Source organism: Kitasatospora sp. SolWspMP-SS2h, assembly GCF_003259315.1.
GTDB classification, from domain to species: domain Bacteria; phylum Actinomycetota; class Actinomycetes; order Streptomycetales; family Streptomycetaceae; genus Kitasatospora; species Kitasatospora fiedleri.
On sequence record NZ_QLLT01000021.1, the window covers coordinates 103,224 to 123,975 of the forward strand.

At 75.6% G+C, this 20,752-nt stretch carries 14 protein-coding genes; 9 read left to right on the plus strand and 5 right to left on the minus strand.

What is annotated here, in order from left to right; genetic code table 11:
- Window positions 1-147: 147 nt before the first annotated feature.
- The 4 genes from K353_RS24895 to K353_RS24910 all read left to right on the plus strand — a co-directional run bounded on the left by K353_RS24895 (window position 148) and on the right by K353_RS24910 (window position 4,152).
- Window positions 148-1,308, plus strand: coding sequence for a sensor histidine kinase (locus K353_RS24895; protein ID WP_370447651.1), 1,161 nt, complete (start codon window positions 148-150; stop codon window positions 1,306-1,308).
- 62 nt (window positions 1,309-1,370) lie between these two features.
- Complete coding sequence (locus K353_RS24900) at window positions 1,371-2,021, plus strand: response regulator (RefSeq protein ID WP_370447652.1); 651 nt, start codon at window positions 1,371-1,373, stop codon at window positions 2,019-2,021.
- 113 nt (window positions 2,022-2,134) lie between these two features.
- The gene (locus tag K353_RS24905; RefSeq protein WP_111555776.1) at window positions 2,135-2,551 is read left to right on the plus strand and encodes a DUF485 domain-containing protein; all 417 of its coding nucleotides are present in this window, start codon (window positions 2,135-2,137) and stop codon (window positions 2,549-2,551) included.
- On the plus strand, window positions 2,548-4,152 hold the full coding sequence (locus tag K353_RS24910; protein WP_111555777.1) for a cation acetate symporter: 1,605 nt from the start codon (window positions 2,548-2,550) through the stop codon (window positions 4,150-4,152). Before K353_RS24905 ends, K353_RS24910 begins: the two co-directional genes overlap by 4 nt.
- A gap of 161 nt (window positions 4,153-4,313) precedes the next feature.
- On the opposite strand, the gene K353_RS24915 is transcribed toward K353_RS24910, so the two are convergent.
- Together K353_RS24915 and K353_RS24920 are read right to left on the minus strand one after the other, a co-directional pair.
- Entirely contained in the window at window positions 4,314-4,724 is a 411-nt protein-coding gene (locus tag K353_RS24915; RefSeq protein WP_111555811.1) for a response regulator, read from the minus strand.
- 5 nt (window positions 4,725-4,729) lie between these two features.
- Window positions 4,730-6,589 (minus strand): PP2C family protein-serine/threonine phosphatase, encoded by a 1,860-nt coding sequence (locus K353_RS24920; protein ID WP_233533815.1) that lies wholly within the window; start codon window positions 6,587-6,589, stop codon window positions 4,730-4,732.
- 258 nt (window positions 6,590-6,847) lie between these two features.
- Here K353_RS24920 and K353_RS24925 point away from each other — a divergent pair, with 258 nt between their 5' ends.
- Entirely contained in the window at window positions 6,848-9,148 is a 2,301-nt protein-coding gene (locus K353_RS24925) for an ATP-binding protein (protein WP_111555779.1), read from the plus strand.
- Between the two features lie 57 nt (window positions 9,149-9,205).
- Here K353_RS24925 and K353_RS24930 read toward each other — a convergent pair whose 3' ends face one another.
- Together K353_RS24930 and K353_RS24935 are read right to left on the minus strand one after the other, a co-directional pair.
- Window positions 9,206-10,111 carry a sucrase ferredoxin gene (locus K353_RS24930; RefSeq protein ID WP_111555780.1) on the minus strand — a complete coding sequence of 302 codons (906 nt, stop codon included), beginning with the start codon at window positions 10,109-10,111 and terminating at the stop codon, window positions 9,206-9,208.
- Window positions 10,112-10,394: 283 nt separating this feature from the next.
- Window positions 10,395-12,845: a DNA topoisomerase (ATP-hydrolyzing) subunit A gene (locus K353_RS24935; protein WP_111555781.1), complete on the minus strand. Its 2,451-nt coding sequence runs from the start codon at window positions 12,843-12,845 to the stop codon at window positions 10,395-10,397.
- A 238-nt stretch (window positions 12,846-13,083) separates the two neighbouring features.
- On the opposite strand from K353_RS24935, the gene K353_RS24940 reads away from it, so the two are divergent.
- From K353_RS24940 to K353_RS24950, 3 genes are all read left to right on the plus strand, one after another.
- Window positions 13,084-14,421, plus strand: coding sequence for a pitrilysin family protein (locus K353_RS24940; RefSeq protein WP_111555782.1), 1,338 nt, complete (start codon window positions 13,084-13,086; stop codon window positions 14,419-14,421).
- 17 nt (window positions 14,422-14,438) lie between these two features.
- Window positions 14,439-15,806 carry a pitrilysin family protein gene (locus tag K353_RS24945; RefSeq protein WP_111555812.1) on the plus strand — a complete coding sequence of 456 codons (1,368 nt, stop codon included), beginning with the start codon at window positions 14,439-14,441 and terminating at the stop codon, window positions 15,804-15,806.
- Window positions 15,807-16,147: 341 nt separating this feature from the next.
- Window positions 16,148-17,341: an RtcB family protein gene (locus K353_RS24950; RefSeq protein WP_111555783.1), complete on the plus strand. Its 1,194-nt coding sequence runs from the start codon at window positions 16,148-16,150 to the stop codon at window positions 17,339-17,341.
- 95 nt (window positions 17,342-17,436) lie between these two features.
- Here the strand turns inward: K353_RS24950 and K353_RS24955 are convergent, their stop codons facing one another.
- Entirely contained in the window at window positions 17,437-17,715 is a 279-nt protein-coding gene (locus tag K353_RS24955) for an HPr family phosphocarrier protein (protein ID WP_111555784.1), read from the minus strand.
- 168 nt (window positions 17,716-17,883) lie between these two features.
- Here K353_RS24955 and K353_RS24960 point away from each other — a divergent pair, with 168 nt between their 5' ends.
- Entirely contained in the window at window positions 17,884-20,658 is a 2,775-nt protein-coding gene (locus tag K353_RS24960) for a GNAT family N-acetyltransferase (protein ID WP_111555785.1), read from the plus strand.
- Window positions 20,659-20,752 lie beyond the last annotated feature (94 nt).

Sequence of the window (20,752 nt, forward strand, 5' to 3'; positions counted from 1 at the left end):
CGCGCCGCCCGCCGTACCGCCCGGCGCACCCACGCCGTACCGCCCGGCGCACCGCCGCCGGGCCGGGCATCCGCCGCCGGGCCGGGCATCCGCCGTCGGCCCCCGCAACGGGGGTCGGCGGCACCACCGTTGAGGGAGGATCAGCAGGTGAGCACGCTGGAGCGCTGGACCGGGTGGCCCGCCGGGGACGTGCCGCTCCGGGAGCACACCAGCCGGGCCCGGGTGGTGCTGTCGTTCTGCAGCCGGGCCGTCATGCTGGGCGCCGTGGTCCTCGGCACCTTCGCCGAGGAGCGGTACTCCGGCTGGCGGCTGCTGGCCCCGGTCGGCTGGATCGCGGCCGCGGTCGCCCTGACCACCGGCTGGTTCCTGGCCTGCCGGGCCCGGCGGCTGTGGCCCGCGCTGGGCTGCGCCGCCGGGCTGCTGGCCACCGCCGGGCTGGCCCACGAGGGCGGGGCCGACACCCTCGCCTCGGTGATCTGGTGCGGGCTCGCGGTGCTCGCCGTGATCCGGCTGCCGCTGGCCGCCGGGCTGCTCACCGCCGGGGCGGCGCTGGCCAGTTACGGCCTCGGCTCGGGCGACTCGCTGCTGGTGATGCTGGCCGTCTCGGGCGGCATCGGCCTGCTCGGCTACCTGCTGCGGCTGGACGGCCAGGCCCGCTCCGCGCAGCGCGCCCTGCTCGCCCAGGAGCGGGCCGCGCAGGCCGCGCGGGCGGAGTCCGCGGCGCTGGCCGAACGGGCCAGGATCGCCCGGGAGATCCACGACGTGCTGGCGCACAGCCTGTCCGCGCAGCTGGTGCACCTGGAGGCGGCCCGGCTGATGCTGGACGCCGGGGCCGACCGGGCCGAGGTCCGCGAACGGGTGGTCGCCGCCCGGCGGATGGCGCAGGACGGGCTGACCGAGACCCGGCAGGCGCTGTCCGCGCTGCGCGGCGAGTTCACCCCCGTCGCCGAGTTCGTGGCCGAGCTGGCCGCCCAGTCCGGGGCCGGGCTGACCGTCGACGGGGTGCCCCGGCCGCTGCCCGCCGAGGCCGGGCTGGCCGTGCGCCGGGTCGCCCAGGAGGCGCTGACCAACGCCCGCAAGCACGCGCCCGGCGGCCGGGTGGACGTCCGACTCGGCTACCTGGACGGCGCGGTGGAGCTGCGGGTGCGCAACTCCGCTGCGCCGCGCGGGGCGCACCCGGTGCTGGGCGACAGCGGGAGCGGGTACGGTCTGCTCGGGATGCGCGAACGCGCGGAACTGCTCGGCGGCGAACTGCTGGCGGGCCCCGAGGAGGGAGGGTGGCGCGTGCTGCTGCGGGTGCCGGCGTGACGGACGGACCGATCCGGGTGGTGGTCGCCGACGACCAGACCGTGGTGCGGGAGGGGATCGTGATGCTGCTCGGCCTGCTGCCGGGCATCACGGTGGTCGGCTCGGCGCCGGACGGCGAGGAGGCGCTGCGGCTGGTCGCCGAACACGCCCCCGACGTGGTGCTGATGGACCTGCGGATGCCGCGCTGCGACGGGGTGGAGGCGACCCGCCGGATCCGCGCCGAGCACCCCGCCACCGAGGTGGTGGTGCTCACCACCTACGCCGACGACGACTCGCTGTTCTCGGCGCTGCAGGCCGGCGCCCGCGGCTTCCTGACCAAGGACGCCGGGGCGGAGGAGATCGCCCGCGCGGTCGCGGACGTCCGCTCGGGCGCGGCCGGGCTCTCCCCGCAGGTCCAACTGCGGCTGCTGGAACGGCTGTCGGCCCCGACCGGGCCCGCCGCGCAGTCGCGGCCGGAACCGCAGGCGGGACCGCAGCCGAGGACCGAGCCGGCCGGGCGCCCGGCGCTGCCGGACGGGTTGACCCAGCGCGAGGCCGAGGTGCTGGAGCTGATCGCCGCCGGCCTGTCCAACGCGGAGATCGCCGGAAGGTTGTTCGTCAGCCCCGCGACGGTGAAAACACATATCAACAACCTTTTCGCCAAGACAGCGGTACGGGACCGCGCCCAGGCCGTGGCGTACGCCTTCAAGCATGGAATTTCCGACGGTTCGTGAACCGACTTCCGGTTAGCTGGTTCGGGTGAACGTATCTGCACGGGTTTCGTGGTCTGGTTTGTGACGCTCCATCATGGTTCGGTCCTGGTGACCGAAATGATGAGGTGTCGGCTGTGGCGCAGCAGGAGAGAGTCGACTGGTGGCCCGCGGCCCCTTCCCGACCCCGGGTGGTGGCGCAGCGGCGGGCCGCGGAACCGGCACCGCCGGAGGAGCGGGTCGGCCGGGAGGTCTACCGGAGCGTCCAGGACAGCGAGGCGTTCCAGGAGATCAGGCGCGGCTACCGCTCCTTCGTGTTCCCGGCCAGCGCCGGGTTCCTGGCCTGGTACCTGCTGTTCGTCGCGGCCCAGGCGTTCGCGCCGGACCTGATGCGCCAGCGGGTCGCCGGGCCGCTCAACCTGGCCTGGCTGCTCGGCCTCGGCCAGTTCGCCTCGACCTTCCTGCTCACCTGGCTCTACGCCCGCAACGCCCGCACCAAGCGCGACCGAGCCGCCCTCGAACTGCGCTGGGACACCCAGGACCAACTGCGATGACCCCACACCCCAGCCACGGCCTCGCGGTGGCGCTGTTCGCCGTCGTCGTCGCCGTCACGCTCACCATCACCGTCTGGGTCGGCCGCCGCGGCCACGCCGCCGAGGACTTCTACGCCGGCGGCCGCGACTTCTCGCCGCTGCAGAACGGCTTCGCCCTCTCCGGCGACTACCTCTCCGCCGCGTCCTTCCTCGGCGTCACCGGCCTGATCGCGCTGTACGGCTACGACGGCGTGCTCTACAGCATCGGCTTCCTGGTCGCCTGGCTGGTCGTGCTGATGCTGGTCTCCGAACTCGTCCGCAACGCCGGCCGCTACACCCTGGCCGACGTGCTGGCGCTGCGGATGCGCCAGCGGCCGGTGCGCGCCGCGGCCGGCCTGGCGTCCATGGTCGTCACCCTGATGTACCTGATCGCGCAGATGGTCGGCGCGGGCAGCCTGGTCGCCCTGCTGCTCGGCACCGACAGCGGCGCCGCCAAGGGCTGGACCATCGTCGGCGTCGGCGGCCTGATGATCGTCTACGTGACGGTCGGCGGGATGCGCGCCACCACCTGGATCCAGATCGTCAAGGCCTTCCTGCTGGTGGCCGGTTCGGTGCTGCTCACGGTGCTGGTGGTGGCCCGCTTCCACGGCGACCTCGGCGCGCTGATGGAGACCGCGGCCCAGCGCAGCGGCGTCGGCGACAGGTACCTGGAACCGGGCCTGCGGTACGGCTCCAGCCTGGTCAGCCGGCTCGACTTCGTCAGCCTCGGCCTGGCGCTGGTGCTCGGCACCGCGGGCCTGCCGCACATCCTCAGCCGCTTCTACACCGTGCCCACGGCGCGGGCCGCGCGGCGCTCCACGATGTGGGCCATCGGCCTGATCGGCTGCTTCTACCTGATGGCGATCGTGCTCGGCCTCGGGGCCGGCGCGGTGGTCGGCGCGAAGGCCGTCCGGGCCGCCAACCCGGCCGGCAACACGGCCGTCCCGCTGCTGGCCCTCGACCTCGGCGGCGGGCCGGAGTCCACCTGGGGCCTGCTGCTGTTCGCGGTGATCTCCGCGATCGCCTTCGCCACCATCCTCGCCGTGGTGGCCGGGCTGACGCTGGCCTCCTCCGCGGCCTTCGCCCACGACCTCTACGCGCGGGCCTGGCGGCGCCCCGAGCGGCGGCAGGTCTCCGAGCGCGAGGAGGTCATCGCGGCGCGGATCTCGGCCGTGGTGATCGGCGGACTCGCCATCGTGCTCAGCCTGTTCGCCCAGAAGCTGAACGTGGCCTTCCTGGTCGGCCTGGCCTTCGCGGTGGCCGCCTCGGCCAACCTGCCGACCCTGCTGTACTCGCTGTTCTGGAAGCGGTTCACCACCCGCGGCGCGGTCTGGTCGGTGTACGGCGGCCTCGTCCCGGCGGTGGTGCTGGTGCTGTTCTCGCCGGTGGTCTCCGGCGCGAAGACCGCCGTCCTGCCGGGCCTGGACTTCCACTGGTTCCCGCTGGAGAACCCGGGGCTGGTCTCCATCCCGCTCGGCTTCCTGGCCGGCTGGCTGGGCACCGTCCTGGACCGGGAGCCGCCGGACGAGGACGGCTTCGCCGAGCTGGAGGTGCGGGCCCTGACGGGCGCGGGCGCCGCCTAGGAACGCACCCCGGGCCGGGGGGCGGGGACCGGACGTCCGGTCCCCGCCCCCCGGCCCGGGTCAGCTCCGGCCCGCGCTCCGGCCGGGTCAGCTCCGGCCGGGTCGTTTCCGGCCCGCGCTCCGGCCCGGTTCAGCTCCGGCCGGGTCGGTTCCGGCCCGGTTCAGCCGGACCGGACCTCGCCGAGCCAGAAGTCGACGGTGCTGCCGAGCACGGTCCGGAACAGCTCGAAGTTCAGCGGCTTGAAGATGTAGCTGTCCGCCCCGGCGGCGTAGCAGGCGTCCACCTCCGCGGGGGCGGTGGAGGAGGTGAAGACCACCACCGGCAGCCCGGCCAGCTCCGGGTGGGCCCGGAGGTCGCCGAGCAGGTCGTGGCCGCTGTAGCCGGGCAGGTTGAGGTCGAGCAGGACCAGGCGCGGCCGTTCGGCCGCCGGGTCGAGCAGCCGCCCGAGGACGGCGTCCGCCCGCCCGGCGAACTCCAGGCGGACCAGCGGGTGCGAGCGGCCCAGGGCCCGCGCCACCGCCTCCATGTCCTCCTCGGAGTCCTCGACCACGAGCACCAGTCCCTCGGCCATCGCCGTCACGACGCCTTCCCCTCCTCGTTCCGGTCCGGTTCCGCCCCCGATGCCACCCGCATCGCCAGGACGGCCATGTCGTCCGCCGAGCCCCGGCCGAAGCCGAGCGCCGCCCGGGCCAGCCCGGTGACCACCTCCGCCGGCGGGAGGCCGGCCAGCGCGCCGAGGGCGGCGGAGAGCCGGTCCTCGAAGAACGCCCCGTCGGGTGAGCGGGACTCGGTGATCCCGTCGGTCAGCAGCACCGCGGTGTCCCCGGGGCGCAGCACGTCGGTGGTCTCCGCCAGCTCGTAGTCGTCGACCACGCCGAGCAGCAGCCCGCCGGTGCCGCCCAGCGGCGCGACCGTCCCGTCCGCGCGCAGCACCAGCGCCTGCGGGTGGCCGGCGTTGGCGATCCGGGCCGCGAAGGCGCCGTCCGCGGCCGGGACCAGCGACAGCACCACGCCGGTGACGAACTTCCGGGAGGCGGCCGTCCGCAGCGCGCGGTTGAGGCGGGTGAGCGCCGCGGCGGGCGGCAGGTCGTCCTCCAGCAGCGTGCGCAGGGTGTGCCGGGCCAGGCCGGTGAGCGCGGCGGCCTCGGCCCCGCGGCCGCACACGTCGCCCACCAGGAGGGAGAACGAGTGCCGGCCGGAGACGGCGTCGTAGAAGTCGCCGCCCACCTCCAGGGCCGCGTCGCCGACCTCGTAGGCGGCGGCCAGCTCCAGGCCCGGCACGGTGGGCAGGACGGCCGGCAGCAGGTGCTGCTGCAGCGAGACCACGTGCTGCCGGCGCTCCTCGTACAGCGTCGCGTTGTCGATCGCCAGCGCGGCCCGCAGCGCCAGGTCGGCCAGGAACAGCGGCGGCGGCAGGCGGGACGGGTCGCGCTCGTAGACGAAGGTGACGGTGCCCAGCAGCCGGCCCCGGGCCCGCAGCGGGTTCACCGTGACCGCCCGGGCGGTCACCTCGGAGGCCGGGCCGAAGGGCGTGCCCGCCAGCTCCCCGCCGCTCAGGACGGTGCCCTCGCGCAGCGCGGACAGCTTCGGCAGGACGTCGTCCACCCAGGTCCCGTCCTCGCCCGCCGCGGCGAACCGCCGCTGCGCGCCCGCCGCCAGGTGCGCGGAGGCGACCAGCGTGAGCCCGCCGGGCCCGCACAGGTGCACCAGGCAGCCCTCGGCCACCGCGGGCACCGTCATCCGGGCCACCCGCTGGAGGGTCTCCCCGACGTCCAGCGAGGCGTCCATCTGCAGCGACGCCTCCGCGAGCAGCGCGTCCCGGGCCTGCACCCGGGCGTTCTCCCGCTCCTGCACGATCCGGTCGTTGCAGGCGGCGACCACGTCGCACACCTGGGCGACCCGGAGGCCGAGCCGGGCCGGGACGGACCGGCCCGCGGCCAGGCCGACGGACACCACCGCCCAGTCGCCCTCCTCCAGCGCCAGCGCGCACTCCACCACCCGCACCGCCCCGGCCGCCCGCCACACCCCGTACTCGGGCCGGGCCCGCGCGTGCTCGGAGCGCAGCGCGAACTGCCGGACCAGGCCGGGCACCGGGGCCGGCCCGCCCTTCCAGGCATCGCCGGGAGGCGCCAGCACCCGTTCGGGGCGGGTGTCGGGACGGCTGCTGGACCGCATGTACCGGGCCGCGCCGGACGGGGCGAACCGGGTGCCCGAGACCACGACCACCCCCGGCCGGCCCAGCAGCAGGTCGTACAGCTGCTCGGAGAGCGCCGTCACGTCGGTCGAGGTCTGGGCGAGCCGCCACATCCGGTGCAGACCCGCGCTCCAGTCACCGTCCGCCGGGCGCCCGGCCCGCGCCGCGCGGGGCGGCGGCGGGGCGCCGTCGCCGCGGGGAGCGGTTCCCGCCGGTTCGTCGGGGGGCTGTTGGCCTGTCACGGTCTCTCTCTTTCCGCCCGGCCCCGTTGTACGCCGGCGGTGGGACCGGTCCGTGGCTTCCGGGTCCCGCCCGGTACCCGCCTCCGGCGGGAGGACCTCGCCCGCAACGATAGCCCCGTCCGGCCCGTCGGGCCGCACGCGCCGGGAGGCGCCCCCGGCGCGTGCGGCCCGGCGGGCGACGACGCGGGGCCGGTCGCAGGCCCTAGGGTGGAACCGACCGCGCGGCCGACCCGGCCGCGCCGAGGACGGGAACCGGGCATGGCCGAGGACGGGTGGCTGTCGGTGCGGGCGCAGCAGGCCGAGGCCGCCGCGCCCGGCGGCTTCGACCTGGCCGACTGCGTCCGGGAGCCGATCCACCTGCTCGGCGGCGTGCAGTCGTTCGGCGTGCTGATCGCGGTCGACCCGCTCGACGGGACCGTCCGCACCGTCTCCGACAACGCCGCCGACCACCTGGGACGCCCCGCCGCGGACCTGGTCGGCCGTCCGGCCCGGGACCTGGTCGGCGCCGAGGTGCTCGCCGAGGCCGGGGCCGCCGGGGAGTCCGCCGTGCTGCTCACCGGCCGGGCCCGTCCCGCCGGCGCCGCCCACCCGTTCGACGTCAGCGCGCACCACCGGGACGGACTGCTGGTGCTGGAGCTCGAACCCTGCGCCGAGCGGCCCGAGGCCGGCCCGGACTTCGCCCGCCGCGTCCAGCGGGCGCTGCTGCGCATCCAGCGGTGCGCCACCGTGGCGGAGTGCTGCGAGGCCGCCGTGCGCGAGGTGCGGCTGCTCACCGGCTACTCGCGGGTGGTCGCCTACCGCTTCGAGGACGCCGAGGGGCCCGGCGAGGTCGTCGCCGAGGAGCGGGCCGCGCACCTGGAGCCCTGGCTCGGGCTGTGGTTCCCGGCCAGCGACATCCCGCCGCAGGCCCGGCGGCTCTACCGGCACAACTGGATCCGGGTGATCGGCGACGTCGACGACCGCACCGCCGGGCTGCACTCCGTCCGCGGCGAGGCCGGCGCCCCGCCCCTCGACCTGTCCGCCGCGGCGCTGCGCACCGTCTCCGCGTACCACCTGGAGTACCTGCGCAACATCGGCGTGCGCTCCTCGATGTCGGTCTCGGTGCTCTCCGACGACGCCCTGTGGGGGCTGATCGCCTGCCACGGCGAGGAGCCGCGCTGGCTGTCGCCGGACGTGCGGGCGGCCTGCGAACTGTTCGGCAGCGCCCTGTCCGTGCAGCTCGCCGCGGTCGCGGACCGGGAGCGGTCCGCGGCGCTCGACCTGGTCCGCGGCGCCCTCGACGGCCTGCTCGGCGGGGCGCCCGACGAACGGGCCCCGTCCCTGCACGCCTTCGCCGGGCTGTTCGCCGGGCTGGTCGAGGCGGACGGCCTGGTCGTCCACCAGACCGGGCAGACCACCGTCGAGGGCCCGGACCCGGGCGCCCGGACGCTCTCCTGGCTGCGGACCGTCGCCGCCGGCCTGCGGACCACCGGGACGTGGCACACCGACCGGCTGGCGGAAGCACTCGCCGACGCGGGCGGCGAACCGGTCGGCGCGGACGCGGCGGCGGACGGTGACGCCCACGCCCCGGCGGGCGTCCTGCTGCTGCCGCTGGGGGACGGGTTCCTCGCCTGGTGGCGACAGGAGCGGACCGGCGCCCGCAGCTGGGCCGCCGACCCCGCGGTACCCGTCCGGCTGGGACCGCACGGCGAGCGGTTGACGCCGCGCGGCTCCACGGAGGTGTTCCGGGCGGCCGTGCGGGGGCGCAGCCTGCCGTGGAACGGTACCGACCTGGCGGCCGCCCACGAGGTGGCCCGGGCGGTCGCCGGGCTGCTGGCCCGGCACGCCGCCTGGACCGCGGTCTTCACCCAGCGGCTGGAACGCAGCAACGCGGACCTCGACGCCTTCGCCCACGCCGCCGCCCACGACCTCAAGGAGCCGCTGCGCGGGATCTCCAACGCGGCCAGCTTCGTCATCGAGGACATCGGCGACGCCCTGGACGGGGCCGGCCGCCGCCACCTGGACACCGTGCGCAGGCTGACCGTCCGGATGGACGGCCTGCTCGACTCGCTGCTGCGCTACTCCCAGGTCAGCGAGGTCGGGCTGCGCCGCGTCCCGGTGCCGCTCGCCGAGGCCCTGGAGCACGCCCTGGAGATCGCCGGGCCCCGGCTCGCCGAGCAGCGCGTCCGGCTCCTGCGCGGGCACCTCCCGGTCGTCCACGCCGATCCCGACCGGCTCCAGGAGGTCCTGGTCAACCTGCTGGTGAACGCCGCCAAGTACGCCCGGGCGGACGGGCCGCGCACCGTCGAGGTCACGGTGGAGCGCCGGCCGGGCCCGGACGGCGGCCCGGAGCGGGAGGCGGTGGTGGTCCGCGACAACGGGATCGGCGTGCCGGCCGCCCAGCGCGAGCTGGTGTTCGGGCTGTTCCGCCGGCTGCACCGGACGGCCGAGCACGGCGGCGGCTCCGGCGCCGGACTGGCCATCGTGCGCCGCATCGTCGAACGGCACGGCGGCGCGGTCTGGCTGGACGACGCCCCCGGAGGCGGCACCGCGGTCTGCTTCACCCTGCCCGAGGAGTGACCGCCCGCCGCCGTCCCGGACCGGCCGCCCGCCGTCCCGGACCGGCCCGCCGCCCGGTCAGCGGGCCACGGCCTCCAGCGCGACCACGTCCATCCGGGACGGGGTGCCCGGGCCCTTGCCGCAGCTCTCGGGGCGCGGCGGCTCGCTGAACGACTCGGCGACGCCGGCCCGCCAGTGCCGGCCGTCGGCGTGCCGGACGTCGACCGTCCAGGGCGAGCCGCCGGGGGACACCCGCAGGGTCAGCGCGTCGGCGGCGGTCTCGGCCGTCAGCTCGCGGACGGCCTGCTCGGCGGCCTGGGCGGGGCGCGGCCAGTACGAACGGCCGCGGGAGTGCGCCGGGACGGTGCGGCCCGCGGCGGTCGCGGCCAGCACCTCCTTCGCGGACTCGGCGGTCAGCCGCCCGTACGCGTAGCCGTGCGGCAGCACCAGCATGGTCGGCGAGAAGCGGTGCCCGCCGAGGTGGGTGACCTCCCACGCCTCGCCGTGGCCGGCCGCCGCGATGTCCGCCGCCAGCGGGCGGCCGAGCAGCGCGCAGCAGCGGTCGCGGCGGCCGTTGGTGCACACCAGGGCGATCGGGCCGCCGTCGTGCGGGGCGCCGAGGGAGCCGTGGTCGCCCGCGCCGAGGGCGGCGAAGTCGAGGGCGAGCAGTTCGCCGGGGTCGGCGACGTGCCCGCGGCGGACCCACGGGTCGGCCGGGGAGGTGTGCGCGACCAGCACCTCGTGCCGGGCCGCGAGGGCGCCGTCCGGGTGCCGGCCCGGGCGGCGGATCAGCGCCACCCGGACTCCGGTCCCCTCCGCGGCCGCCTCCAGCGCGGCGCCGACCCCGGCGTCGAGGTGACTGCCGGTCAGCGCCCGCGCCCCCCACGGGCCGGACTGCTCGACCAGCAGCCAGGTGGTGGCGGTGGCCGCGGTGGCGGTCAACGGCTCGGCCAGTTCGTGCGACAGCGTCGTGCAGGTGCTCACCCGCCCCACCCTAGGCCCTGGGGCTCCTCCGGCGGCCGGCGCGGAAGGGGCCAGGGGCAGCCGGGACGCCGGGTCCGAGCCGCGGGGGCCGGAGCCCGTCGGCTCGTCCGCGCTGCTCCTGGCCGGGACCGGGGACCCGGAACGGCCGTATGCGACGGCCCCCGCACGCGACGGCCCCCGCACGCGGCCGCCCTTGCGCGCGGCGGCCCCGAGCCCGCCGATCCCCGGACCGCGCCACCCGTGTGCCCGGCCGTTCCCCGGACCCCGGTGTCGCGTTCCGCCGTCACATCCGGCTGCCGACCGCCCCGATCGGCGAGGGCACCGGGGTGCCGGAGCCGTCGCGGCGCGGGTCGCGCTCCGGGAGGGCGACGGGCCGGCCGGCGGTGCTGGTGCCGAGGGCGGGCAGCGGGCCGGCCCAGGCGAAGGCGAGGCCGTCCTCGCCGCGCAGGAAGCGCTGGCAGCGGACGCCGCCGGTGGCCCGGCCCTTGCGCGGGTACTGGTCGAACGGGGTGAGCTTCCAGCTGGTCTGCTCCTCGCCGGCCAGCGTGCCGGAGGCGGTGGCCACCGAGAGGACCACCGCGTCCTGCGCCGGGTCGACCGCGGTGAAGGAGAGCACCCGCGCGCCGTCGGCCAGCTTGATGCCGGTCATGCCGCCGGCCGGGCGGCCCTGCGGGCGGACCTGGGCCGCCGGGTAGCGCAGCAGCTGGGCGTCGGAGGTGATGAAGACCAGGTCCTCCTCGCCGGTGCGCAGCTCGACCGCGCCGACCACGGTGTCGCCGTCCTTGAGCGCGATCACCTCGAACTCGTCCTTGTTGGCGGGCCACTCGGGCACCACCCGCTTGACCGTGCCCTGCACGGTGCCCAGCGCCAGGCCGGGGGAGGACTCGTCCAGGGTGGTCAGGGCGAGCGGCCGCTCGTCGGCCTCCAGGCGGAGGAACTCGGAGACCGCCGCGCCGCCGGACAGCGCCGTGGTGCCCGGGGGCAGCGCGGGCAGGTCGATCACCGGCAGCCGCAGCACCCGGCCGGCCGTGGTGACCAGGCCGACGTCGCCGCGGGCGGTGGCCGGGACGGCGGAGGCCAGCACGTCGTGCTTGGCGCGGGCCGCCGACTCCTCGGTGACCGGCTCCAGGTCGAAGGTGCGGGCCAGCAGCCCGGTGGCGGAGAGCAGCACCCGGCACGGGTCGTCGGCGACCTCCAGCGGAACCGCCAGCGCGGCGGACGGCACCGCGCCGGCCTCCAGCAGCACGGTGCGCCGCTCGGTGCCGAACTGCTTGGAGACGGAAGCGAGTTCGGCGGAGACCACGGAGCGCAGCTTGCTGTCCGACTCCAGGATCTCGCTCAGTTCGGCGATCTCCTTGAGCAGCTTGGCCTGCTCGGTCTCCAGCTCGACCCGGTCGAACCGGGTGAGCCGGCGCAGCGGGGTGTCGAGGATGTACGCGGTCTGGGTCTCGGAGAGGCCGAAGCGCTCCATCAGCCGGTCCTTGGCCTGGCCCGCGTCGTCGCTGTTGCGGATGATCGCGATCACCTCGTCGATGTCGACGAGCGCGACCAGCAGGCCCTCCACCAGGTGCAGCCGGTCCTGGCGCTTGCGGCGCCGGAAGTCGCTGCGCCGCTTGACCACCGTGAAGCGGTGGTCGACGTAGACCTCCAGCAGCTCCTTGAGGCCCAGCGTCAGCGGCTGGCCGTCGACCAGCGCGACGTTGTTGATGCCGAAGGTCTCCTCCATCGGCGTCAGCTTGTACAGCTGCTCCAGCAGCGCCTCGGGGACGAAGCCGTTCTTCACCTCGATGACCAGGCGCAGGCCGTGCGCGCGGTCGGTGAGGTCCTTGACGTCGGCGATGCCCTGGAGCTTCTTCGCGTTGACCAGGTCCTTGATCTTCCCGATCACCTTCTCCGGGCCGACCGTGTACGGCAGTTCGGTGACCACGATGCCCTTGCGGCGGGCGGTGACGTTCTCGATCGCGGTGGTCGCGCGGATCTTGAAGGTGCCGCGGCCGGACTCGTACGCGTCCCGGATGCCGGACAGGCCGACGATCCGGCCGCCGGTGGGCAGGTCGGGGCCGGGGACGAACCGCATCAGGGTGTCCAGGTCCGCCGCGGGGTGCTTGATCAGGTGCCGGGCGGCGGCCACCACCTCGGACAGGTTGTGCGGCGGCATGTTGGTGGCCATGCCGACCGCGATCCCGGTGGCGCCGTTGACCAGCAGGTTCGGGAACGCCGAGGGGAGGACCTGGGGCTCCTGCTCGGAGCCGTCGTAGTTCGGGCCGAAGTCGACGGTGTCCTCGTGGATCGACTCCACCAGCGACATCGACGCGGCGGTCAGCCGGGACTCGGTGTAGCGCATCGCGGCCGGCGGGTCGTCGTTGCCGAGCGAGCCGAAGTTGCCGTGGCCGTCGATCAGCGGCAGCCGCATCGAGAACGGCTGGGCCAGGCGCACCACGGCGTCGTAGATCGAGGCGTCGCCGTGCGGGTGCAGCCGGCCCATCACCTCGCCGACCAGGCGCGCGCACTTGACGTGGCCGCGCTCCGGGCGCAGGCCCATCTCGTTGGCCTGGTAGAGGATCCGGCGGTGCACCGGCTTGAGGCCGTCCCGGGCGTCCGGCAGGGCCCGGGAGTAGATCACCGAGTAGGCGTACTCCAGGAACGAGCCCTGCATCTCGTCCACGACATCGACGTCGAGGATGCGCTCCTCGAAGTCACCGGGCGGCGGGGTGGGCGAACTGCGGCGGGCCATCGCTGCGGGGCTCCCTTGCGGTACGTGCGGTACATGGGTACGGGCGGACGCGGGCGTGAACGCCCCCCATTGTGGACCCTCGGTGGGACACCCCCCGTCACCCGGGCCGCTTCCGCCGCTGGCGAACGCGCCCCGTGGCCGGACACCTGACGGCGGGACCCGGCGTTGCACCACAATGGGGGACGTCACACGCCCCCGGCCCGGAACACTCCGGAACCGACGACGGGAAGGACCCCGCATGGCCAACCCCGCGCCCGCAAGCGGCCTCGCCATCACCGAACACCGCCTGGCCAACGGCCTCCGCGTGGTGCTCTCCGAGGACCACCTCACCCCGGTCACGGCGGTGTGCCTGTGGTACGACGTGGGCTCCCGCCACGAGGTCAGGGGGCGCACCGGTCTCGCCCACCTCTTCGAGCACCTGATGTTCCAGGGCTCGGCGAACGTCTCCAACAACGGCCACTTCGAACTGGTCCAGGGCGCCGGCGGCTCGCTCAACGGCACCACCAGCTTCGAGCGCACCAACTACTTCGAGACCATGCCCGCCCACCAACTGGAGCTCGCGCTCTGGCTGGAGGCCGACCGGATGGGCTCGCTGCTGGCCGCGCTGGACGAGACGTCCATGGAGAACCAGCGCGACGTGGTGAAGAACGAGCGCCGCCAGCGCTACGACAACGTGCCCTACGGCACCGCGTTCGAGAAGCTCACCGCGCTGTCCTTCCCCGACGGCCACCCCTACCACCACACCCCGATCGGCTCGATGGCCGACCTGGACGCCGCGACGCTGGAGGACGCCCGCACGTTCTTCCGCACCTACTACGCGCCCAACAACGCGGTGCTGGCGATCGTCGGCGACCTCGACCCGGAGCAGACCGTCGCCTGGGTGGAGAAGTACTTCGGCTCGATCCCCGCCCACGACGGCAAGCAGCCGCCGCGCGACGGCACCCTGCCGGACACCATCGGCCGCGAGGTGCGCGAGCTGATCCGCGAGGACGTCCCGTCCCGCGCGCTGATGGCCGCCTACCGGCTCCCGCACGACGGCACCCGGGAGGCCGACGCGGCCGACCTGGCGCTCACCATCCTGGGCAGCGGCGAGTCGTCCCGCCTGTACAACCGGCTGGTGCGCCGCGACCGCACCGCCGTCGCGGCCGGCTTCGGCCTGCTGCGGCTGGCCGGCGCGCCCTCGCTCGGCTGGCTGGACGTCAAGGCCGGCGGCGACGCGACCTTGGAGCAGATCGAGGCCGCCGTCGACGAGGAGCTGGCCCGGTTCGCCGCCGAGGGCCCCACCGCCGAGGAACTGGAGCGGGCCCAGGCGCAGATCGAGCGCGAGTGGCTGGACCGGCTCACCACGGTGGCCGGCCGGGCCGACGAACTCTGCCGCTACGCCGTCCTGTTCGGCGACCCGAAGCTGGTCAACGGCGCGCTGCCGAAGGTCCTCGACGTCACCGCCGAGGAGGTCCGGGCGGTCGCCGCCGCCCGGCTGCGCCCCGACAACCGGGCCGTGCTGGTGTACGAGCCGACCACCGGTGACGACGACGGCACCGCGAACGACGAGAACGACGAGGAGGCGGCGGCGTGAGCGACCACACCCCCGCGATGGAGTTCCACCCGCAGCCGCAGCCCGGCACCCCCACCCCGTGGGCGTTCCCGGCGCCCGAACGGCTCACCCTGGCCAACGGCCTGACGGTGCTGCACTGCCACCGCCCCGGCCAGCAGCTGGTCGCCGTCGACATGGTGCTGGACGCGCCGCTGGCCGCCGAGCCGGAGGGCCTGGACGGCGTCGCCTCGATCCTGTCCCGGGCGCTGTCCGAGGGCACCGACACGCTCACCGCCGAGGAGTTCGCGGGCGAGCTGGAGCGGGCCGGCGCCACCCTGGACACCCACGCCGACCACCCGGCGATCCGGGTCTCGCTGGAGGTCCCGGCCTCCCGCCTGGAGCGCGGCCTGACCCTGCTCGGCGACGCGCTGCGCGCCCCCGCGCTGCCCGCCGACGAGATCGAGCGGCTGGTCGCCAACCGCCTCGACGAGATCGTCCACGAGCAGGCCAACCCGGCCCGGCGGGCCGCCAAGGCGCTGTACGCCGAGCTGTTCCCGGCCGACGACCGGCTGTCGCGGCCGCGGGCCGGCTCCGCCGACTCGGTCAAGCGGATCGACCGGGACGCGGTCCAGGCGTTCTACGACGCCCACCTGCGCCCGTCCACCGCCACCGCCGTGGTGGTCGGCGACCTGACCGGCGTCGACCTGGCCGCGCTGCTGGAGTCCACCCTGGGCCGGTGGAGCGCCGAGACCAGGGAGCCGGCCGCGCACGGCCCGGTGGCCGGCGACGACACCGGGCGGGTGGTCATCGTCGACCGGCCCGGCTCGGTCCAGACCCAGCTGCTGATCGGCCGGATCGGCCCGGACCGGCACGACCCCGCGTGGGCCGCGCAGGTGCTCGGCACCTACTGCCTCGGCGGCACCCTCACCTCCCGGCTGGACCGGGTGCTGCGCGAGGAGAAGGGCTACACCTACGGCGTGCGGGCGTTCGCCCAGGCGCTGCGCTCGGCCGCCGACGGCTCCGGCCGCGGGCTGCTGGCGATCAGCGGCTCGGTGGACACCGAGTCCACCGCGCCCGCGCTCCAGGACACCTGGACCATCCTGCGCGCGCTGGCCGACGGCGGCCTGACCGACGCCGAGCGGGAGGAGGCCGTCCAGTTCCTGGTCGGCGTCGCCCCGCTCAAGTACGAGACGGCCGGCTCGGTCGCCGCGACCCTGGCCGACCAGGTCGAGCAGTACCTGCCGGACACCTACCAGGCCGACTTCTACCGGAGGCTGGCCGAGCTGGACACCGCGGCCGCCACCCGCGCCGTGGTCGCCGCCTTCCCGCCGGACCGGCTGGTCACCGTGCTGGTCGGCGACGCCTCGGTGATCGCCGAGCCGGTCAAGGCGCTCGGCATCGGGGACGTCACGGTCGTCGCCAACTGAGTCCGTCCGCCGGGGGTCCGACGGGGCGTCAGCCCCGCCGGGCCCCCGGCGTTTTAATGCCTTGCGCGCCGCCGCCGCCCCGTGGGTAGATATCCCCGGCCGGGCGGCAGGCGCGCGGACCACGAGTGCGGAAGGAGGCGGTCACCATGCGGGTCGAGCCACGACGACGCTCCCCGAGACTGCCCTTCCGCCGTTCGTACCGAACCGCCTGAGCGGTTCCTCCGCGCAGCGCCGTTCGCTGCCCGCGGCCCGTCCCGGGCCGCCCCCTGGTCTTCCCCGCCGCCGCACCGGGCCCTCCGTGCGGCACCCCGAACCCACCCGGCCCAGGAGGTCGCACCCCCATGTCGTACACCGAGGTACCCGGCGTCCGCGTCCCGATCCGGATGTGGACCGACCCGGCCACCGTCGAGGGCCAGGCCATGCAGCAGCTGCGCAACATCAGCACGCTGCCCTGGCTGCACGGCCTCGCCGTGATGCCGGACGTCCACCTGGGCAAGGGCGCGACGGTCGGCTCCGTCATCGCGATGAAGGGCGCGGTCTGCCCGGCCGCGGTCGGCGTCGACATCGGCTGCGGGATGACGGCCGTGAAGTCCTCGCTCACCGCGAAGGACCTGCCCGACGACCTGTCGCACCTGCGCCACCGGATCGAGCGGGCCATCCCGGTCGGCCGCGGCCTGCACGCCGACCCGGTCGACCCGCGCCGGCTGCACGGCCTGTCCACCGCCGGCTGGGACGACTTCTGGCGGCGCTTCGACGACATCGCGCCGGACGTCCGCTGGCGGCGCGAGCGGGCCGCCCAGCAGATGGCCACCCTCGGCGGCGGCAACCACTTCATCGAGCTCTGCCTGGACGACGACGGCGCGGTCTGGCTGATGCTGCACTCCGGCTCGCGCAACATCGGCAAGGAGCTCGCCGAGCACCACATGTCGATCGCCCGGTCCCTGCCGCACAACCAGGGCCTGATCGACCGCGACCTCGCGGTCTTCATCGCCGACACCCCGCAGATGGCCGCCTACCGCTCCGACCTGTTCTGGGCGCAGGAGTATGCCAAGCACAACCGGGCGCTGATGATGACCCTGTTCCAGGACGCGGTCCGCCGCGAACTGCCCAAGGCCCGGGCGGCGTTCGAGCCGATGATCTCCTGCCACCACAACTACGTGGCCGAGGAGCGCTACGACGGCGTCGACCTGCTCGTCACCCGCAAGGGCGCGATCCGGGCCGGCTCCGGCGAGTACGGCATCATCCCGGGCTCGATGGGCACCGGCTCGTACATTGTGAAGGGCCTGGGGAACGCCGCCTCGTTCAACTCGGCCTCGCACGGCGCCGGCCGGAAGATGAGCCGGACGGCGGCCAAGAAGCGCTTCACCACGGCGGACCTGGCCGCGCAGACGGCGGGCGTCGAGTGCCGCAAGGACGCCGGCGTGGTCGACGAGATCCCCGGCGCGTACAAGCCGATCGAGAAGGTCATCGAGCAGCAGCGGGACCTGGTCGAGGTGGTGGCGCACCTCAAGCAGGTGATCTGCGTGAAGGGCTGAGGCGTCGGGCGCACCTCGGGGGCCCGGGCCCCCGAGGTGGTTCCGGCCGTCCTCTCCGGGCCGCTGCCCCCGTCTCCCGTGTTCCCGCCTCCCGGCTACGCGGCCGGGAGCTCGTCCAGGCCCTCCCGGACCAGCGTGGCGACGCGGTCGAGCGCGGCCTCGGCGCCGTCCGCGTCGGCGGCGAGGACGACGGTGTCGCCGCCGGCCGCGCCGAGGGCGAGGAGGCCGAGCATGGAGCCGGCGTTGACCGGGGTGCCGCCCTCCTTGGCGATGGTCATCGGCACGCCGGTGGAGGTGACGGCCTTGACGAAGACGGAGGCGGGACGGGCGTGCAGGCCCTCGGCCCAACCGATGGTGACGCGGCGCTCAGCCATGAGAGGTGCCTTTCAGGTGGTGCAGGGTGGTGCAGTGTTGTCTAGACCAGTGTTGCACGGTCGGGCACTGCGGGCCCGTCGGCGCGGGAGCGCGGCGACGGCACGGCCAGCGTGCCGCGCCCGGCACGCCTGGCGCCATCAGGCTCGCCGACGACTACGCTGGCGGGCGTGGAGCACGAGCGCGCGGCGGCGGACAACGGGTACCCCCAGCACTGGGAGGCCGACGTCCTGCTGCGGGACGGCGGCACCGCCCGGATCCGGCCGATCACTGCCGACGACGCGGACCGCCTGGTGGAGTTCTACGAGCAGGTCTCGGACCGGTCGAAGTACTTCCGGTTCTTCGCCCCCTACCCGCACCTGTCCGACCGGGACGTCCGCCGCTTCACCCGGCACGACTACGTGAACCGGGTCGGCCTGGCCCTCGTCGTGCGCGACAGGTTCGTCGCCACCGTCCGCTACGACCGGATCGACAAGGACGGGATGCCGTCCACCACCGGCACCGACGCCGAGGTCGCGTTCCTGGTGCAGGACGCGCACCAGGGCCGGGGCATCGCCTCCGCGCTGCTGGAGCACATCGCGGCGGTCGCGCAGGAGCGCGGCATCCGCCGCTTCACCGCCGAGGTGCTGCCGGAGAACCGGAAGATGGTGAAGGTCTTCACCGACGCCGGGTACACCCAGCGGCGCAGCTTCGCCGACGGCGTGGTGCACCTGGAGTTCGACCTGGAGCCGACCGCCGCCTCGCTGGCCGTGATGCGCGCCCGCGAGCACCGCGCCGAAGCCCGCTCCGTCCAGCGCCTGCTGACGCCCCGTTCGATCGCCGTGATCGGGGTCTCGCGCAACCCGCACTCGGTCGGCCGGGCGCTGCTGCGCGACGTCCGCTCCGGCTTCGACGGCCAGGTGTACGCGGTGAACCGGGGCGCCGAGCCCGGCACCGAACTGGAGGGCGTGCCCACCCACCGCTCGGTGCTGGACGTCCCCGGGCCGGTGGACCTCGCGGTGGTCGCGGTGCCGGAGCCGGCCGTCCCCGGCGCGGTCGCCGAGTGCGGGGCGCACGGCGTGCGGGGCCTGGTGGTGGTGAGCGCCGGGTACGCGGAGACCGGCCCGGACGGGCGCGACCGGCAGCGGGAGCTGGTGCGCCAGGCCCGGGCGGCCGGCATGCGGGTGATCGGCCCGAACGCGTTCGGCCTGGTCAACACCGACCCCGAGCACCGGCTGAACGCCTCGCTGGCCCCCGCGCTGCCCGCGCGCGGGCCGTTCGGCGTGTTCTGCCAGTCCGGGGCGATCGGCGTGGCCCTGCTGGAGGCCGCGCACCGGCGCGGCACCGGCATCTCCTCGTTCGCCTCGGTCGGCAACCGCGCCGACGTCTCCGGCAACGACCTGCTCCAGTACTGGGAGGAGGACGCCGCCACCGAGGTGGTGCTGCTCTACTTCGAGTCCTTCGGCAACCCGCGCAAGTTCACCCGGATCGCCCGCCGGCTCGCCGCCAGCAAGCCCGTCGTGGTGCTCAAGGGCGCCCGGCACACCGGCAGCCTGCCGCCCGGCCACGCCGTCCAGCCCGCCGCCACCCGGCTGCGCGACAGCACCGTGGACGCGCTGTTCCAGCAGGCCGGGGTGATCCGGGTGGACACCATCACCGAACTCTTCGACACCGGCGAGCTGCTCGCCGGACAGCCGCTGCCCCGGGGCAACAAGGTCGCCGTGGTCGGCAACTCCGACTCGCTCGGCCTGCTCACCTACGACACCTGCCTGAGCGCCGGACTGCGCCCCCGCACCCCCGTCGACCTGACCACCGGCGCCGGCGGCGAGAACTTCCGGGTCGCCCTGGAGACCGCGCTCGCCGACCCGCACACCGACGCCGTGATCGCCGTCGCCATCCCGCCGATCGGCGTGCACGGCCCCGACCCGGCCCCCGAACTGGTCGAGGACGCCCCGGAGATCGCCCGGGCCCTGCTGGACGCCGCCGAACGCGGCCGGGAACTCGGCAAGCCGCTTCTGCTCGCCCACCTCGCGCTGCCCGCCCTGGTCGCCCGGCTGCGCGCCGGGGGAGTGCCCGCCTACCCGGCCCCCGAGCGCGCCGTGCACGCCCTGGCCGACGCCGTCCGCTACGCGAAGTGGCGCCGCCGCAGCGCCGAGGCCGAGGAGACCGCCCGGGTCCCCGAACTGGACGGCGTCGACGAGCACGCCGCCCGCGCCCTGGTCGAGCGCGCCCTGGCCGGCCGGGAGGCGGTCGCCGCCCGGCTCCAGGCCGGCGGCGCCCGGGTCACCCTGCCCGACGCCGAGGCCGCCGAACTGCTCGGCCACTACGGCATCCCGGTCAGCCCGGCGCTGCCCGCCCCCGACGAGGCCGGCGCGGTCCGGGCCGCCGCCGCGCTCGGCTACCCCGTCGCGCTCAAGGCCACCGCCGCGCACCTGCGCCACCGCCCCGACCTGGGCAGCGTCCGGCTCGACCTGACCGGCGAGGCCGAGCTGCGCCGCGCCCACCGCGAGCTGGACGCCCTGCTGGGCGGCGCCGCGCAGGCCGAACTGGTCGTGCAGCGGCTGGCCCCGCGCGGCGTGGACACCGTGATCGGCGCCTCCGTCGACCCCGCCGTCGGCACCATCCTCTCCTTCGGCCTGGCCGGCGCCCCCGCCGAACTGCTCGGCGACGTCGCCCACCGCCTGGTCCCGGCCACCGACCGGGACGTGGCCGAGCTGATCCGCGAGGTCCGGGCCGCCCCGCTGCTGTTCGGCTGGCGCGGCGCCGAGGCCGTCGACACCGACGCGCTGGAGGAGGTGCTGCTGCGGGTCTCCCGCCTGGTCGACGACCTGCCCGAGGTTGCCTCGGTCGACCTGGAGCCCGTCGTGGTCGCCCCGCACGGCCTGACCGTGCTCGGCGCCCGGGTCCGGATCGCCCCGCTGCCGGTCCGCACCGATCTGGGACCGCGCGCCATGAGCACGCTGTAACCTTGCGTGGTTGCCCGCTCGGCAGGACCGGGCGACCCCCGGCACCGCGAAGGCCGGGCGACCCGGCGCAGTGCCACCCGCCGCAGCGGCGGGA